The organism is Sodalinema gerasimenkoae IPPAS B-353 (assembly GCF_009846485.1).
GTDB classification, from domain to species: domain Bacteria; phylum Cyanobacteriota; class Cyanobacteriia; order Cyanobacteriales; family Geitlerinemataceae; genus Sodalinema; species Sodalinema gerasimenkoae.
The window spans coordinates 1,568,890-1,585,694 of sequence record NZ_ML776472.1; the positions used below are offsets into that span (position 1 = coordinate 1,568,890).

The window sequence follows — 16,805 nt, forward strand, 5'->3', positions numbered from 1 at the left end:
CGAAAGGGCAGCAAGATTATGAGTCAAGCACCTGTGTCTCCGGTGGTGCTGGTGATTCTAGACGGCTGGGGATATCGAGAAGAAAACACCAATAACTCCATTGCCGCAGCCGATACGCCCGTAATGGACAGCCTGTGGAACGCCTACCCCCGTACCACGATCCGAACATCGGGTAAGGATGTGGGGCTGCCCATCGGACAAATGGGAAATTCCGAGGTTGGACATTTAAATCTAGGCTCGGGACGGGTTGTCCCTCAGGAATTGGTGCGGATTTCCGATGCCATTGAAGAGGGTACTATCCGCGATAACCCAGCACTTCAAAAGCTTGGTCAAGCAACCAAAACCTCCGGTGGTAAGCTTCATCTGATTGGTCTATGTTCTGATGGTGGAGTTCACTCCCATGTGGATCATCTCCTGGGATTGGTAGAGTGGGCCAAGGCTGAGGGCATTGAACAGGTTTGCATTCATGCCATTACCGATGGTCGGGATACCAATCCTCATTCCGGCAGCGCTGTTATTCGTAAGATTCAAGCTCATCTCGATGAGGTGGGCGTTGGGAAAATTGTGACGATCAGTGGCCGCTACTATGCCATGGATCGGGATCACCGCTGGGATCGGGTGGAAAAAGCCTATCGGGTGCTGACTGAGAATACGCCTCGGGTGGATCAGTCGGTGGAGGAGGTGATTGAGGCGGCTTATGCTGAGGAAGTTACCGATGAGTTTCTGCTGCCGACTCGTGTGGCGGAGGGGGCGATCGAAGCCAATGACAGTGTTATTTTCTATAATTTCCGCCCGGATCGGGCCCGAGAACTGACTCAAGCTCTGGTAGACCCCGAGTTTGCGGCCTTTGAGCGGGAGTATCGGCCTCTAAACTTCCTCACCTTTACCCAGTATGACCCCAGTTTCCCGGTCTTGGTGGCTTTTGAGCCGCAAAATTTGACCAATATCCTGGGAGAGGTGATTGCGGATCATGGGTTAAAACAATTCCGCACGGCGGAGACGGAAAAATATGCTCATGTGACCTATTTCTTTAATGGAGGTCGGGAAACCCCCTTTGAGGGAGAAGATCGCCATCTGATTAATTCGCCGATGGTGGCAACCTACGATCGCGCCCCCGCCATGTCTGCCGAGGAGGTGACTGATGTGGCCGTCGAGGCGATCGCGCAACGGGTCTATTCCCTGGTGGTGATTAACTATGCCAACCCGGATATGGTGGGCCATACGGGGATGATGGATGCCTCCGTTGAAGCCATCACCACCGTGGATCGCTGTTTGGGCCGCCTCATTGATAGTATTGGTAAGGTGGGGGGAACGGCTCTGATTACGGCGGACCATGGGAATGCTGAATATATGAAGGATGAAAAGGGCAATCCTTGGACTGCTCACACCACCAACCCGGTTCCCTTTATTCTGATTGAAGGGGAAGGGGCTAAGGTTCCCGGTTATGGGGGCGAGGTGGTGTTGCGAGAGGATGGCCGTTTGGCAGACATCGCTCCGACGATTCTTCAGATTCTCGGGTTACCCCAACCGCCAGAAATGACGGGACGCTCGATGCTGGTTCCCGCCAGTTATGAGGTACATCCTAACCGAACCCCGATTGCGGTTCGCGTTTAGTCTCCCCTCTGGTTCTCTTTGCTGTCTGTGACCTTTTTTGTGATCTTTTTTGTGACCTTATGACAACTGCAACGATTGTTCAATTGGTTTGGGTGATTTCGGCGGTGAGCCTGATTGTGGTGGTCCTCCTCCATTCTCCGAAGGGCGATGGAATTGGCGGCATTGGCGGTCAAGCTCAACTGTTTACCAGTGCCAAGAGTGCTGAAACCACGCTCAATCGCATTACCTGGACCCTGACGATTTTATTTATGGGCTGCACGGTGGTCTTAAGTGCGGGCTGGGTGTAAGCGTTGGCGACGGCAAGGGGGGATGGCGTTGGCGATCGCCCTTGTTTGGCTGATTGCCCTTCTGCAACCACTGAATGCGACTGATGATGTGGGGGGGGAGGGGGTTCTGCTGGAGGATTTGCCCTATCGCTCCCACCCTCTGCCTGCGTCCTTGCGGGCGATCGCCCCGGAGGAGGAGCATTATGGCGATCGCTTAGAAGAGACGGGAGTTGGGGCCTTAGTTTGGTCAGAGTTTCCGGTTCGCGTCTATCTCGATGGCTCTCCCTCTGAGTCTTGGCGGGAGGCCATGACTGAGGTGATTGAGGAGTGGGGAGAGTATTTACCTCTAGAGATGGCTGACGAGTCTGAGTCAGCGGATATTGTGGTTTGGCAGCGTCGTCCACCACCGCGACGGGTGGGGGGGGATTTTCGGGCGGCGGCGGCCCGAGTAAGTTATGACCTGTATTGGCGGGAACAGCAGTTAGTCCATTGCTTTGAGATTCTCCTCAGTCCCACTCAGAGAACCGAGGTGGCTCAGTCGGCTTTGCGTCATGAGTTGGGTCATGCGTTGGGAATTTGGGGCCATAGCGATCGCCCTACGGATGTGATGTATTACTCCCAGGTGCGTCGTCCTCCCCATCTCTCCCCACGAGATGTGAGGACACTCAGGTATGTCTATGAACAGCCGACTCGTTTGGGATGGTCGTGGGCAACCGAACATGAAACTCACTCCCCACGCCGGATTGGGAACTAAAGCCTAGTTCCCCGCCATGATTTTGAGTGACAATTTGATAGCTTGTGGGTAAGCCCATGCCCGTTCCCTGACCAATGGGTTTAGTCGTAAAGAAGGGATTAAAGAGCCTAGATTGTTCATGGGCGGTCATCCCTTTCCCATTGTCGGCGATCGTGATTAAAACCTCTGTCGTTGAGGTCATGGTGGTGGTAATAGTAATGACACCCTGATACTCGGGTGATACCCTCTGGCGTTGTTTGATTTCGATTGCATCAATAGCATTGGATAATAAGTTGATAAACACTTGATTTAATAGGCTGATATAACAGGTAATCGGGGGCAAGTTTCCATATTGTTTAATAACCCGAATTTCTGGAGTACCGCCACGACCATTGAGGCGATTTTGTAGCAAAACTAAGGTGCTTTCAAGATTCAGATGAAGGTCAACCGCTTTACAGTCTGCTTCATCGAGGCGGGAGAACGTCCGTAGGGACGTAACAATATCTCGGATTCGCGAGGCTCCCATTTTCATAGACTGAATTATTTTCGGGAAGTCTTCCACGAGAAAATCCAAATCAATGGTGTCCGATAACCGTTGAATGTCTGGTATCTCTTCCTGAGAATGGGTTTGATAGAGTTTAATTAACGCTAGCAAGTCTTGAGCATAATTCGATGCTGGCTCTAAATTTCCATAGATAAAGCTGATGGGATTATTGATTTCATGGGCAATTCCGGCCACAAGCTGCCCGAGGCTGGACATTTTTTCGGCTTGAACTAACTGAAGTTGTGCTTCTTGCAACTCTCGGTAGGCCTGTTGGAGTTCTCGGCTTTTTGCTTCTGAGTTTTTAAGGAGCTGCTGTAGCTGTGCTTCAGCCTGTTTGCGTTCAGTAATATCTATAATTATTGACCACACATAATCTTGAGCATTTCCGACCTGTGCGCCAGTAATTTCCACGGGAACCCGATGACCGTCTTTATGGATATATTCCTTCTGATAGGGGCCATAACGACCTTTTTTTTGAAGTTCTCGAAGTTTTTGAGCTTCAAAGTCTTCATGGTTGGGTGGGGTTAAATCTCTCAGATGCAATGCGTTAAGTTCTGATAGTGAATAGCCAACCATCTTACAAAAGGTAGCATTGGCTTCTATGAACTTGCCATCGATTTGATTAAACGTAATGCCTAGGGGAGAAAGCTCAAACAGCGATCGCAGTTTTTCTTCACTGGCTCGTAGTGCTTCTTCTGTATGGCGATCAGTGATATCAATGATAATGCCAAATACGCGAATGGCTTTCTGATTCTGCCATTCGGTTTCGATGCGTATATTGATATAACGAGTCTCATGATTTGGCAGGTTAAAATGACTATCAAAATTTTGTGAGATACCCTCTTTCGCCTTAGTGACATGCTCTAAAACAAGAGAACGCTGCTCCGGGTCATAAACTTTCAAGTGTTCTTCAAAACTAGGCTCTCCCATGTCAGGTGTCATGCCAAAAATATAAAATACTTCATCTGACCAGGTTAAGGTTTCTGTGGCGACATCAAATGACCAATACCCTAAATGGGCAACTTCCTGGGCTTTTTGAAGTTGTTGAGTGACCCGGCGTAGCGCTAATTCATTGGTTTTGCGTTCATCAATATCTTGATAAATGCCAAGAAAGCGAATGGGTTGACCTTGTTCGTTATAGTCAACAATTTGTCCTCGATCCAATGTCCACTTATAGGAGCCATCTTTGCAACGGGTGCGATGTTCACTCTGGTAGGTGCTGGTGATTCCCTGAAAATGCTCGTCAAGCTTTTGATTGATGTAGGGTAAATCATCGGGGTGTAAGCGGCTTTCCCATTCCTCAATATGATTTTTGAGTTCATAGGCTTCATACCCTAGCATCGCTTTCATGAGAGGATCAAAGGTGATTTCGCCAGTTTGTGGATTCCAATCCCAGGTGCCGATATTGGCGGCTTCAAGGGCTAGTTGCCAGCGAATATGACTTTCTTCTAAGGCTCGTTCTGCCTCTAGTCGCTGGCTGATGTTAGTAATCATCGACCAAATATAGGGCTGGCCATCCGTCCCCGTGATGAGAACACCGGTGATTTCGATGGGGATACGATGCCCCTGTTTATGGATATACTCTTTCCGATAGGGCCCATAATGACCTCTGGTTTGGAGAGAGTCGAGTTGTTGGGCCTCATCGTCGGCGTAGTCTTCAGGGGTCAGATCCCAATAGGTGAGGGCTTTTAGTTCTTCTAGGCTGTAGCCTGTCAGGGTCAGAACCGCTGGGTTGGCTTCAACAAATTGACCGTCCATGGCATTGAGAATAATGCCGAAGGGAGAACGTTCAAAGAGTGATTTTAGGTTTTCTGCACTGGCGGATAAGATGGGTTGAGATGCCTGTTTTTGCAGGGTAATATCTCGCAAAATCAATAGGTCGTACTGGTCAAGAAAGTTGCAGCATGTTCGATAGTCGATATAGCAATGTGTGCCATTATCTCTGGGTAACCAACCTTCCCCGCTGTCTCCAAGGAGACCTGGAACCTCTGCGCAGCCTCTGTCAGATCGTGAGGTCAGGATATCCCGGCGATGACATCCAATGAGTTGGTCTGATGACATTTGGAAAAGGTCACAGGCGGCAGGATTTGCGGCCTGACAAAATCCGTCGGGGTCAAAGAGGAGAAGCCCGTCGGAGGTTACCGCAAATAAGGCATCGAAGGCGTCGGGTCTTTGAGGATTGAAGGATTGAGGGGAGTGAGACACAACTAAGCTGAGGTAACTGAGCTGGGAGAATAGAGGCTATTTCTGCAAACTATTTAGTTTATACCAAGACTCACAACCCATTATCGGCAAACTTAGGGCATAAGTATTGTGCGTTATGGGGAGTTTTAGCAAATCCACGAGAGTCCTGCAATTTTTATCAGGGTCATTGTCATAAAACCTGGATAATTTAGGGTTTAGTCCAGGGAAGGGCAAGTTTCAGTCGGTGAGCTAGAACTCGTAAACTTTGTCGTAGGGTGGGTAGTCGTTGGATATATACGAGGGTGCGGATGAGGTTACCCAGGCGACCTTTGATTGTGATCCCGAAGCTGTGGACGACTCCGTTGTGAATGCCTAGGGTGAGCATTTCTCCGAGATGACGGTAACGGAAGGGTTTGAGGGAGCCTTGAAAGACGTAGGATTGGAGGTTTTTCGCCAGGTGGGGGGCCTGTTGATAGGCGACTTGGGCGGTGTTGGCTAAGGGGGTGGCGGCTAAGTCCCCGAGGACAAATACTTCTGGGTAGCGGCTCAGTTGTAGTTCGGGGGTGACGGAAAGCTGACCGCGATCGCCGCCGGGAAGGGAGCGAATGAGGGGACTGATCTCGGTTCCGGCTGTCCAGATGACGAGATGGCTGGTTTCTTTAAAGAATTTCCCTTGTTGCTGGAGTTGCAGTTGAAAGTCTCCTTGATGTTGAATCGCCTTGACGTTGGTGTTGAGGCTGAGGCGGATGCGACGTTTGTTGATGGCTCCCTCAGCGGCTTTGCGGGTTGGGGGGCTGAATCCTGGTAGCAGTTGTGGGCCGCGATGGATGAGATGTATTTGATGGCGATCGCCCAACCGATCGGCTAGCTTACAGGCCAATTCGACGCCACTGGCTCCGGCTCCGACAATGCTGATGTCTAGGGAGGGTTCATGTTGTAACCGCTGTAATTCGGCTTCGAGTCGCTGGACATCGGCGAGTCGGCGGAAGCTCAACACGTCGGGGTGAGGGGGAACTCGACCTTCTAGGCCTAAAGCGATTATTAGATAGGTATATCCCAGAGGTCCGCGATCTCGCAGTTGCACTTGACGAGCTTCGAGATTAATCCCCTCGATGCGATCGCAGTAGAAGTTGATGCGCTCGTTGCGTAATAGTTGCAGGTAGGGGGGAGCCACTTCCCAGGCTTCGAGTTCGCCGCTGATGAGTTCGTAGAGGAGAGGACTGAACTCAAAGCGATCAGTTTGGTCGATGACGACGATCTGCCATTGTTCTAAGAGTTGAATCTTGGCTAGAGCTAAGGCGCTGTACAGTCCCGCGAAACCACCGCCCAAAATGCAGATTCGTGGATTGACAGGAGAGCTGGGGGGACGGTTCATTTCAGGCACAAGGAGAAAGGGCAACCCTGACCTTAATTATAGGTTCTGGTGAAGACCCCGTTTTGCCGACCTAAAAAAATTGCGCAGCCCAGATGTTTGGCTTTGCGCGGCCCGCACCGGGGCCGCGAAGCCTTGATCCTAACCGTCGGAAAAATTGGTGCTACCCGAGGCGGGCTAAGACTTTATTTATATTTCTGTTCTAATTATAGCCAGTCTCTTGAGGGACTGTCAAGAGTTTTTAGGAGAAAAACTAAAATTTTCTGTAAGGGGGATTAGTCGAGCAAATCGCCACTTTCTGAGAGGTCATGAAGTCGGCGATAGAGTCCAGCTTGGGAGAGTAAATCTTGATGGGAGCCAATTTCGGCGATCGCCCCGTTATCGAGGACAATAATTTGGTCAGCATCACGGATAGTGCTGAGGCGATGGGCGATGATAATGGTAGTGCGCGTGCCAAAAATGGAGTGCATGGCGTCTTGAATTGAGCGTTCTGACTCGTAATCTAAACTAGAGGTGGCTTCATCAAACACCAAGATATCGGGATTGACAATCAGGGCGCGGGCGATGCCGATGCGTTGGCGCTGTCCCCCGGAGAGTCGGACACCACGCTCACCGACGATGCTGGCATAGCCTCGGGGAAGTTCAGCGATAAACTCATCCACGCGGGCGATCGCACAGGCAGATTTCACCTGCGGCCAAGTCGCATCAGGATTCCCGTATTTCAGGTTATCTAAAAGCGTGCCATTGAAAATATCCACATCTTGATGGACAATAGCCAAGCGCCGTCGATACTGGCCCACATCGAGGGACTGAATATCCTGGCCATCGAGATAGATATGCCCAGAATCCGGTTGAAAGTAGCGAAAAAGAAGCTTGACTAACGTCGATTTTCCTGACCCCGAACGTCCCACCAACGCTACCGTTTGCCGGGGTTGAATCTCAAAATCAAGCCCTTTCAAAATTGGGATATTGGGGGTGTAGCCAAAGACGACCTGCTTAAAGGCGATCGCACCCTTAAACTGATAGGGATTCTCTTGGTTGTGATCTAACACCAAGCGGGCCGCGTCCTGTCCCGATGGGGTGTTGAGTAACTCGTGGAAGCGCAACATGGAACTGTAGCGACGGGCAAAGACTTCGGCAATGAGGCTGAGGGGACGCAGTTCCCCATAGGCGTAGCTGGAGATGGTGAAGGTGGTAATAAAATGTCCGAGAGAAATCTGGCCATTCACCGTGGCCCAAAGGGTCATCACGAGAATGCCAAATAGAGACATTTGAATGACTGTACGGCGCCAGGTGTCGAGAATCACATAATCGCGGTGAATGCGGTGAATCGTAAAATAGTGGGCGCGATCGATGCGTTGTTGTTGCCGCTTAAACTCTCGTCCTTCATTGGCGAAGGATTTAACGGTTTTGATGTTGGTGATGATTTCTGAGGTGCGACTATCGATATTTTCTAAATAGCGGTCTAGGGCATTTTCTTTTTTAACAATTGCCTGTAAATGGCGCAAACTAAACAGCAAAATACTAGCAAAGGACAGCCCAAAGACCAGTGCCACCCAGGGTTCAATCAAGGCAATGATGACAAATACCCCCAAAACTCGAATCAGCTTGGGGAGAAATTGACCGGCAATTTCAGGATAGGTCCAGGTGTAATTGGTAATCCCTTTTGCAACTCGTCCGGCGATGCGTCCGGGATTATTTTCGTCATAAAAATTTAGGGGTAACTCCAGGACTTTAGTGATGACAGATTTAGATTTGTCCTGACGAGTTTTGAGGGCAATCCACCAATGGAACCAGCCACTTAACCAGGGTTGCAAGGGGGCCCGTAGGACAGAAATCACGAAAATAATACCCACGAAGACCCCAAGTTGTAGGTTAATATCAGGGTCACGATTGAGCAGTTGTGCCGTGCTATTGACCAAACCCTGAGAAAACGGATCGAGGGTTTGGCCCGAGAGGACATTGAGAATCTGGCCAACGGCATAGGGAACCGCTAAATCGAGAATCTCAAAACTCCCCGTGATGAGGATGCTGAGAATTGCCGAACGACGGTAGGCGCGGAAATATCCGACCACATCTCGGAAAGAGGACATATTGGGATGGGTTGGGGTGGAGGGGCGATCGCGCCGGAGGCGTTAGAGGGAACTCGAATCGAGGCTTTCGGATTCTCCGTCACTTTCAGGCAGATGTAAGCCACATTCTTGTTTCAGTCCTCGGAAGCGGGTATCCCGTTCATGGTCATCATCAGAAGTGACGGGGCGGCTAGAATGCCAATCGCCGACGGTGGTATAGCCGAGGTCAAAATAGGGGTGATAGGGTAAATCGTTGGCCATCAGATATTCATAGACATCTTTTGAAGACCAATCGAGGATGGGGAAGACTTTGTAATAGTCTCCCTGGAGTTCGATGGGACGCAGGTTGCGGCGATGTTGAGTTTGGTTGGCCCGCAGTCCCGCTAGCCAGGCGGTGGCCCCGAGTTCCCGTAGGGCCCGCTGCATGGGTTCAACTTTACGAATGGCATCGTAGCGGTTGAGGGCGGCGACGTCTTCCTGTTCCCAGAGTTTGCCGTAGAGGGCTTCCATGCGGGCGGGGCTGACGGGAGATTGGTAGATATGCAGGTTGAGGTTCAGCCGTTGTTGTAAGTCTTCGGCAAACTGATAGGTTTCTGGGGGCAGATAGCCAGTGTCAACCCAAATGACGGGGATATCGGGTTTCACTTGAGTCACGAGGTGCAACATGACCGCCGCCTGAATCCCGAAACTGCTACTCATGACTAGGCCATCGCCAAAGGTTTGGGCCGCCCAGGCCACAATGTCGCTGGCGTTGGCGTTGTCAAGATGTTGATTGGCGCGGTCGAGATCGAGAGCGGTTTTGTCGGGGGTGATGACGGTCATACAAAATTTGTGAAAAACGGCTAGGTGGGCTTAAGGGCAATTGCCCTTTTTAAAAATGGCGATGTGGAGAGATTTGGGGGTAAGCCAGGTTAATTTTACAGTAGTTTTCAGGGATTTTTGAGGGGGGGATCAAAAATGCGATCGCTTGTTAATGGGGAAAGAGGCAGTAGGGGGACAACAGGCAGTAGGCAGTAGGCAGTAGGGGGAACTCACCCCTAACCCCTCCAAGGAGGGGATGGTAAGGGGAATGAGGGTTTGGGGGGTCATGATTGGGTTAACTGTATTGCAAGATGACGGTGGCATCCATGGCACTGGTGAGGTGTAGGCCAGCCATCATGCCTCCAGAGATGGCGTATTTACCAGCGTCAAGGCGGGTTAGGGTTTCAAAGCCACTGCGGCGTTGTTTGTCATTGAGTGTCCAATAGCGTTGGACGATCGCCGCTGGGGTAATCCAACCTTCTCCTTCAACTCGCCCTAACTCGCTGTGTTGTAAAACGAATGTGTATTGGCGCTCGCCGCCGTCAAGACGACCTCGATATTGACAGGTGATTTCTTGCCGTTCTCGGTTGGGGAAGGTGAGTTTGGTCACCATGCTATACCAGTTATCTTGTCCCCAGGCGACGATGATGCGACCCGTCAATGCGATGGGCGGGTTTGAGCGTTCAAGCCAGTTGCCTTCTAGGCGCCACCGACCTTGTTCGAGTAAAAACGAGTGAGCTACCACAATTTACAACAGAAGGATTGCCATCAAGCGCGAGGTTTAAGAGAATTCCTCGCTAGGAGAATCTTAGCAGTTGGGGGGGAGGGGAGGGGGAAGGGGTAAAAGACAGGGAACAGGGAATAGGGGAGAGAAGGCAGTAGGCAGTAGGCAGTAGGCAGTAGGCAGTAGGCAAGGGGCAACAGGGGGTTAGGGGTGGTGGATGTCGCCGAGGGGGACGGGTTTGGTGGCGCCGGTGACGCTGGGGAGGTTGCCGGGATGACCTTGGATGCGCCAGTAGGCGAGGATGGCGAAGGCGATCGCTTCTTTGAAGTCGGCGTTGAGTCCCCAGTCGTCGCTGTTGGAGAGGGTGACTTGGGGGAGATGGGTTTGTAGACGGGATTTTAGGTAGGGGTTGCGACTTCCACCGCCGCAGAGGATCACGTCTTGGGGGAGTTGAGGGAGAAAGCGTTTGTAACTGTCGGCGATTGTGGCGGCGGTGAAGTCGGTGAGGGTGGCTAGCCAGTCAGCGGGGCTGAGATGTTGGGCTTGCTGATGATACTGCTGCAAGAGTTGGGGGCCGAAGTCTTCGCGGCCGGTGGATTTGGGGGGAGGTTGGCGGAAAAAGGGATGCTTAAGCCACTGTTGGACTAAGTCAGAGTCTGGGGTTCCGGAGGCGGCCCACTGACCGTTTTGGTCGTACTGTTGTTCGCCGTTGGTGAGTTGACGGATGGCGAGGTCAATGAGGATGTTGGCGGGGCCGGTGTCCCAGCCGAGGACTCCCTCGACGTTTTGACTACATCCGGCGGGGAGATAGGTGACGTTGCCGATGCCGCCGAGGTTCTGGACGCAGCGATCGCGCTGGGGATGGGCGAGTAAGCAGGCGTCGATGGGGGGAACGAGGGGCGCACCTTGCCCGCCAGCGGCGATATCGGCGGCGCGAAAGTTACTGACAGTAGGGAGTCCAGATTGCTGGGCGATGACGGCGCCACGGCCGAGCTGGAGGCTGTAGCCGAGATGTTTGGGAGGGGAGGGTGGGGCGTGGAAGACGGTTTGTCCGTGGGACCCAATGAGTTGGGCGGGGGGGTGGTGGGTTTGGATGCGTTGGGCGGCGTGGGCGAAGGCATGGGCGATCGCATCGTCGAGTTGTGCCAGTTGGCTGAGGGGTAGGGGTTCGTTGCTGGCGGCGGCAAGGAGTTGCGATCGCAGGTTGGGGGCGGCGATGTGTTCGTAGGGGAAGGTTTCGGCGGCTAGAAGCTTGAGTTTCAGGGGCGATCGCCCACCCTGGAGTTCCACGAATGCAGCATCGACGCCATCGATGGAGGTTCCACTCATGAGGCCGATGACGCGAATGGGGGTCTCGGGGTCAGGTATGATCGAGTCCGGACTTTGCTGCGGCATAGTTCACAATTAATGGTTCAGGTTCTCGCGGATTACTCATGTTCCCCGATTTTCTCCCGGCTGCGGTTCACCAATTGAGTGAAGAGACGTCAATTCAGCAAGCACAGGCGATTCAACGTGTCGAGGTGAAGCTGGAGGAAGGTCAGATTTCCACCACCTATGTCCAGCGCGGGGAGGGGCAGACGCCGCTGCTACTCATCCATGGTTTTGACAGTTCGGTGTTGGAATTCCGCCGCCTACAACCGTTGTTAGCCCAATCTCGGGAAACTTGGGCGGTAGATTTGTTGGGCTTTGGCTTTACGGAGCGATCGCCCCAGGGGGCGTTTTCTCCTGATGCCATCAAAGCTCATTTATATGGGTTTTGGCAACAGGCGATCGCCCGCCCGGTGGTGTTGGTGGGGGCGTCGATGGGGGGGGCGGCGGCGATTGATTTTGCGCTGACGTATCCTGAGGCGGTGGAACGATTGGTTCTCCTCGATAGTGCGGGGATTGCTAAGGGCCCGGTGATTGGCAAATACTTGTTTCCTCCTTTTGATAGTTTGGCGGCGAATTTTCTCCGTCGGCCTGGGGTGCGCAATCAGATTAGTTATTCGGCCTATTTTGATAAGTCATTCAATTCAGCAGATGCTCGGTGTTGTGCGGCGTTGCATCTCGACTGTGAGGGCTGGAAACAGGCGCTGATTAAGTTTACGAAAAGTGGTGGCTTTCCCTCGTTGACGGCTAAACTCCCACAATTGGAACTCCCCACCCTGGTGATTTGGGGTGAGGAGGATCGCATTCTGGGGACGGATGATGCGGGGGAGTTTAAACAACGACTTCCTCATGGTGAGTTAGTCTGGATTCCCTGTTGTGGCCATGTGCCTCATCTGGAACGCCCGAATACGACTCGGCGGGCGATCGAGGGGTTTTTGGGGGAAGAAGGCAGTAGGGGGAAGAGAAGGCAGTAGGCAGTAGGGGAAGAGAAGGCAGTAGGCAGTAGGGGAAGAGAAGGCAGTAGGCAGTAGGGGAAGAGAAGGCAGTAGGCAGTAGGGGAAGAGAAGGCAGTAGGCAGTAGGGGAAGAGAGGGTAATAGACTATTCTCTATTTGGATGAAATGGCGATTAACTGTCTAGGCTGAGTCGTTCTTTGTCGAGGCGACGTTTGCGGGCGTAAAGTTGAATGGTGGCTGCCATTAGGATGACTGCACCGAAGACGAGCCAGGGGGCAGTTGTGGTGGGGAAGTTGTTTTTGAAGACCGCTAACATAACAATCACTAACAAGAGTAATGTTGGGGCTTCATTGAGGGCGCGAAGCTGTTTACTGGTCCAGTTGCATTCCCCCTTTTCCAACTTTTTCATCAAGGAGCGACAATAGAAATGATAGCCAATTAGTAGAGCCACAAATCCTAACTTAATATGAAGCCAACTGGACTTCATAATCTCGGGATTGGTGCTAATAATGCCGATCGCCATGGCTGCGGTTACAATCATTCCTGGCGTTGTGATAATGTGGTATAACCGCTTTTCCATGATTTGATATTGATTTTTAAGGATGGAACGGGCGGGTTCGGGTTCGGCATCGGCTTCAACGTGATAGATAAACAAACGGACCAGATAAAACAGTCCAGCGAACCAGACCACGATGCCAATGAGATGAAATGCTTTGTACCACAAGTAAGCCATGAAATCAATTCGCTCTCGGGCGAACTCTTAAACCACGTCCGTTAGGATACAAAATTTCCTGGAGTTTGAGCTATAGGTTGTTAAGAAACGCTACAGAATCCCCAGAAGCTGGGGGTGTTTGGTGAGAGTCCTTGGGGGTGGGGGCCGCAATCCGTGGCTGAGAGAAACCGGCTAGGCTGACTCAAGAGGGTGCAAAACCCCGATAACTCCCCGGAATGTGGGGGAACTCACCTGAAACAACTAGGGAGAACCTGCGAGTTTGCGTCTCGACACGGTTGAACGGCTTGTGGGCGAGTGAACTAGAATAGTAGCTTCAGTAGCTTAACTCAGGGGGCACACTCGTCAACCCAGTCCGGGGCGATCGCCGTGGTGATGAGTGTTTGACGAAATCGTAGGGTGCATACCGCAGCAGACTGAACTTCAGGCTGGCCGGTGAACGACCAACAGCTTAGGTACAGCAATGACTTCCTCACCCGTTCAACGACGCAACGTCATGAGAGACGAAGATAAACCCAAGGAACAACTGATTCATGAGTTAGCCCTTCTCCGTCAACGTGTTGAAGCTTTAGAAACCCAGCAGCAACCCCAGGAGTCCTCGTTAACGGATGAGACGTTGCAATCTCAACTCGAAGAACGCACCGCTGCATTGGTTGAGGCCAATGATCAACTCGTGGCGGAAATTGTCAAGCATACTCGGGCCGAACAAGCCTTACGGTCGGCAAAAGAGCAACTTGAGGCGGTTCTCGAGGCGGTTCCGGGGGTGGTGTCTTGGATTAGCCGAGATTTGCGCTATTTGGGGGTCAATCATCAATTAGCCCAGATGTTTGAGGCGGAACCGGAGACCTTCGTCGGCAAAGATATTGGCTTTTTGCGCGCCAGTCATGACTTCCAAGATTTCATGAAGTCATTTTTTGAGAGTAATGCCGATGATGCCACCTGTGAAGTCTCGACGCAGGTTCATGGGGAACTGCGGGATTTCCTGATTGTGGCCCAGAAATACGATGGCGATCGCGCGGCGTTTACGGTGGGCATAGACATCACAGAACGTCGTCAGGCAGAAAATGACCTACGGGCCGCTAAAGACCAACTCCAGGCGATTCTAGAGGCGGTTCCGGGGATGGTGTCCTGGATTAGCCGTGACTTGCGCTATCTCGGGGTCAATCGTCATCTGGCCCAAACCTATAATCTGCCGCCGGAAGCCTTTGTGAATCAGGAGATTGGCTTCTTACAAACCAGTGATCTCTTCCAGGGGGTCCTTGAGGAGTTCTTTGCCAGTGAGGCGACGGAACATTGCCAGGAAATTACGGCCAAAGTTTATGGCGAAACCCATAGTTATCTGATTGCAGCCCAAAAATATGACGAAGGGCGGGCCGCCTTTACCGTAGGAATTGATATTACGGAACGTCATCGAGCGGTTCAAGCCCTCAAGGAAGCGGAAGCCAAATATCGCGACTTATTCGAAAATGCCGTTGAGGGGATTTATCAGATTGACCCCAATGGCAACTATCTTAATGCCAATCCTGCCTTGGCTCGGATTTATGGGTATGAGTCGGCCCAAAGTTTAATCAATAATCTCAGTTGTGGCGATCGCCTCCTTTATGTAGATATTCAAAAACGAGAACATTTTCTAGAGACGCTTCATCAACAGGGGCGAATTATTGGCTTTGAACAGGAAATTTATCGTCAAGATGGAACTATTGTTTGGATTTCCGAAAATGCCCGTTTAGTTTGGGATGACGAGGGAAATCATCTCTTGTATTACGAGGGAACCATTGAGGATATTACGGAACGGAAACGAGCCGAAGAAGCCTTACAACAAGCTAACGAGGACCTTGAAAGTCGAGTCGAAGAACGCACGGCTGCTTTGCGTCAATCGAACGAACGACTGATGTTAGAAATTGGAGAACGTCAGCGAATTGAAGCAGCCCTACGTAAATCGGAAGCCGAGTTACGGGCCCTATTTGAAGCAATGACAGATACCATTGCGGTGTTCGATGCCCAAGGACGCTACGTTAAGATTGTCTCAACGAATTCTGAAGTGCTGTATAGTCCGACAGAAGACCGCATCGGCAAAAGTGTTTATGAGGTTCTCCCGCCTACTCAAGCCAGTATTTTTGTCAGTCATATTCAGCGAGCCTTAAATCGAGGTCAAACGGTTAACTTAGAGTACAATCTTGAGGTTGAAGACCCAGATAATCAAGAGACTTCTGAGGTGTGGTTTGCGGCAACTGTTTCGCCGTTACCGGATAACTGTGTGATTTGGGTTGCCCGCAACATCACCGAGCGTCGCCGAGTTTTAAATGCCTTACAAGAAGCTGAAGAGAAGTATCGCAGTATTTTCGAGAATGCGGCGGAGGGAATTTATCAAACCACCCCTCAGGGGCAATATATTAGTGCGAATCCGGCACTAATTCAGATGTATGGCTATGAGTCTTTGGAAGACTTACAGGCAAATGTACAGGATGTGAGCCAGGATTTATATGTTGATAGCGATCGCCGCCTAGAATTTATTCGTTGTTTGGACGATGCAGGCTCAATTGTTGAGTTTGAATTACAGGTACGTTGCAAAGATAACCGTATTATTTGGACTTCAGAAAATGCCCGGACTGTCAGAGATCGTCAGGGGCGTGTGCTGTACTATGAGGGAACTGTTCAAGAAATTACGAAGCGCAAACTAGCAGAAGAAGCCCTACGGGTGGAACAGGAGAAGTCAGAAAGTTTACTGCTGAATGTGCTACCGCGTAAAATTGCCGAACAACTGAAACAAGACCAAACCTCCATCGCTGAACGGTTTGAGGAAGCCACGATTATGTTTGCGGATTTGGTGGACTTTACCACGGTCTCGGCCCAGATGCCACCGTCGAAATTGGTGGCGATATTGAACGAGATTTTTTCAACCTTTGACCAGTTGGCGTTGGCCTATCAGCTAGAAAAAATAAAAACCATTGGTGATGCGTATATGGTGGCTGGGGGACTGCCGATGCCGATGGAGAATCATGCCGGGGCCATTGCTGAAATGGCCTTAGAAATGCAATGGGCTATTGATGAGTTTAACCGAGAAAATCATCTCTCTTTCCAACTGCGAATTGGCATCAACACTGGCCCCGTAGTCGCTGGGGTGATTGGGATTCGCAAATTTGCCTATGATTTATGGGGAGATACGGTCAATGTAGCCAGCCGCATGGAGTCCCAAGGACAGGCGGGCAAAATCCAGGTGACTCAGAAAACCTATGAGATGCTACAAGACCGCTATATTTTTGAGTCTCGGGGACTGTTAGACATTAAAGGACGAGGCGAGATGAAAACCTATTGGTTGTGCGATCGCCGAGGGGATGTTTGATTGGTATGTCGTTCTCTGCTGAACAGCCAGCATTAAAGGATGAGATCCGAAAATTCATCAGGAGAGCATGGAGATCGTTTGGGGTTGCGGCAAGGGATC

12 protein-coding genes are annotated in these 16,805 nt (G+C 51.3%); 5 read left to right on the forward strand and 7 right to left on the reverse strand.

Going from position 1 to position 16,805, the window contains the following annotated elements:
• The first annotated feature begins 18 nt into the window (after positions 1–18).
• Genes gpmI through L855_RS06980 form a run of 3 tightly spaced genes read left to right on the forward strand, consistent with a single transcriptional unit; the run spans position 19 to position 2,634 of the window.
• Complete coding sequence (gene gpmI, locus L855_RS06970) at positions 19–1,614, forward strand: 2,3-bisphosphoglycerate-independent phosphoglycerate mutase (protein ID WP_159785971.1); 1,596 nt, start codon at positions 19–21, stop codon at positions 1,612–1,614.
• A 59-nt stretch (positions 1,615–1,673) separates the two neighbouring features.
• A complete protein-coding gene (gene secG, locus L855_RS06975; protein ID WP_159785973.1) occupies positions 1,674–1,901 on the forward strand; it encodes a preprotein translocase subunit SecG in 228 nt (75 codons plus the stop codon).
• Positions 1,885–2,634, forward strand: coding sequence for a peptidase (locus tag L855_RS06980; RefSeq protein ID WP_159785975.1), 750 nt, complete (start codon positions 1,885–1,887; stop codon positions 2,632–2,634). The genes secG and L855_RS06980 overlap by 17 nt, the downstream gene beginning before the upstream one ends.
• Here L855_RS06980 and L855_RS06985 read toward each other — a convergent pair.
• The 6 genes from L855_RS06985 to L855_RS07010 form a co-directional block, all read right to left on the reverse strand.
• The gene (locus tag L855_RS06985; protein WP_159785977.1) at positions 2,546–5,362 is read right to left on the reverse strand and encodes a PAS domain S-box protein; all 2,817 of its coding nucleotides are present in this window, start codon (positions 5,360–5,362) and stop codon (positions 2,546–2,548) included. The two genes, L855_RS06980 and L855_RS06985, sit on opposite strands and share 89 nt — an antisense overlap.
• A gap of 187 nt (positions 5,363–5,549) precedes the next feature.
• Complete coding sequence (locus L855_RS06990) at positions 5,550–6,716, reverse strand: NAD(P)/FAD-dependent oxidoreductase (RefSeq protein ID WP_246199452.1); 1,167 nt, start codon at positions 6,714–6,716, stop codon at positions 5,550–5,552.
• Between the two features lie 272 nt (positions 6,717–6,988).
• Positions 6,989–8,806: an ABC transporter ATP-binding protein gene (locus L855_RS06995; protein ID WP_159785981.1), complete on the reverse strand. Its 1,818-nt coding sequence runs from the start codon at positions 8,804–8,806 to the stop codon at positions 6,989–6,991.
• Between the two features lie 42 nt (positions 8,807–8,848).
• Positions 8,849–9,607, reverse strand: coding sequence for a phosphoadenosine phosphosulfate reductase (gene cysH, locus L855_RS07000; protein WP_159785983.1), 759 nt, complete (start codon positions 9,605–9,607; stop codon positions 8,849–8,851).
• A 274-nt stretch (positions 9,608–9,881) separates the two neighbouring features.
• Positions 9,882–10,331, reverse strand: coding sequence for a hypothetical protein (locus L855_RS07005; protein WP_159785985.1), 450 nt, complete (start codon positions 10,329–10,331; stop codon positions 9,882–9,884).
• A 183-nt stretch (positions 10,332–10,514) separates the two neighbouring features.
• Positions 10,515–11,705 (reverse strand): anhydro-N-acetylmuramic acid kinase, encoded by a 1,191-nt coding sequence (locus L855_RS07010; RefSeq protein WP_159785987.1) that lies wholly within the window; start codon positions 11,703–11,705, stop codon positions 10,515–10,517.
• A 38-nt stretch (positions 11,706–11,743) separates the two neighbouring features.
• On the opposite strand from L855_RS07010, the gene L855_RS07015 reads away from it, so the two are divergent.
• Complete coding sequence (locus L855_RS07015; RefSeq protein WP_159785989.1) at positions 11,744–12,652, forward strand: alpha/beta fold hydrolase; 909 nt, start codon at positions 11,744–11,746, stop codon at positions 12,650–12,652.
• Between the two features lie 153 nt (positions 12,653–12,805).
• Here L855_RS07015 and hemJ read toward each other — a convergent pair whose 3' ends face one another.
• Positions 12,806–13,366, reverse strand: coding sequence for a protoporphyrinogen oxidase HemJ (hemJ, locus tag L855_RS07020; protein WP_159785991.1), 561 nt, complete (start codon positions 13,364–13,366; stop codon positions 12,806–12,808).
• A gap of 460 nt (positions 13,367–13,826) precedes the next feature.
• Here hemJ and L855_RS07025 point away from each other — a divergent pair, with 460 nt between their 5' ends.
• Entirely contained in the window at positions 13,827–16,706 is a 2,880-nt protein-coding gene (locus L855_RS07025) for an adenylate/guanylate cyclase domain-containing protein (protein ID WP_159785993.1), read from the forward strand.
• Positions 16,707–16,805 lie beyond the last annotated feature (99 nt).

Bases quoted from the DNA above. Each gene is read 5' to 3' on its own strand.
- gpmI (WP_159785971.1), top strand. From the start codon at position 19: ATGAGTCAAGCACCTGTGTCTCCGGTGGTGCTGGTGATTCTAGACGGC.
- secG (WP_159785973.1), top strand. From the start codon at position 1,674: ATGACAACTGCAACGATTGTTCAATTGGTTTGGGTGATTTCGGCGGTG.
- L855_RS06990 (WP_246199452.1), bottom strand. From the start codon at position 6,716: ATGAACCGTCCCCCCAGCTCTCCTGTCAATCCACGAATCTGCATTTTG.
- L855_RS06995 (WP_159785981.1), bottom strand. From the start codon at position 8,806: ATGTCCTCTTTCCGAGATGTGGTCGGATATTTCCGCGCCTACCGTCGT.
- cysH (WP_159785983.1), bottom strand. From the start codon at position 9,607: ATGACCGTCATCACCCCCGACAAAACCGCTCTCGATCTCGACCGCGCC.
- L855_RS07010 (WP_159785987.1), bottom strand. From the start codon at position 11,705: ATGCCGCAGCAAAGTCCGGACTCGATCATACCTGACCCCGAGACCCCC.
- L855_RS07015 (WP_159785989.1), top strand. From the start codon at position 11,744: ATGTTCCCCGATTTTCTCCCGGCTGCGGTTCACCAATTGAGTGAAGAG.
- hemJ (WP_159785991.1), bottom strand. From the start codon at position 13,366: ATGGCTTACTTGTGGTACAAAGCATTTCATCTCATTGGCATCGTGGTC.
- L855_RS07025 (WP_159785993.1), top strand. From the start codon at position 13,827: ATGACTTCCTCACCCGTTCAACGACGCAACGTCATGAGAGACGAAGAT.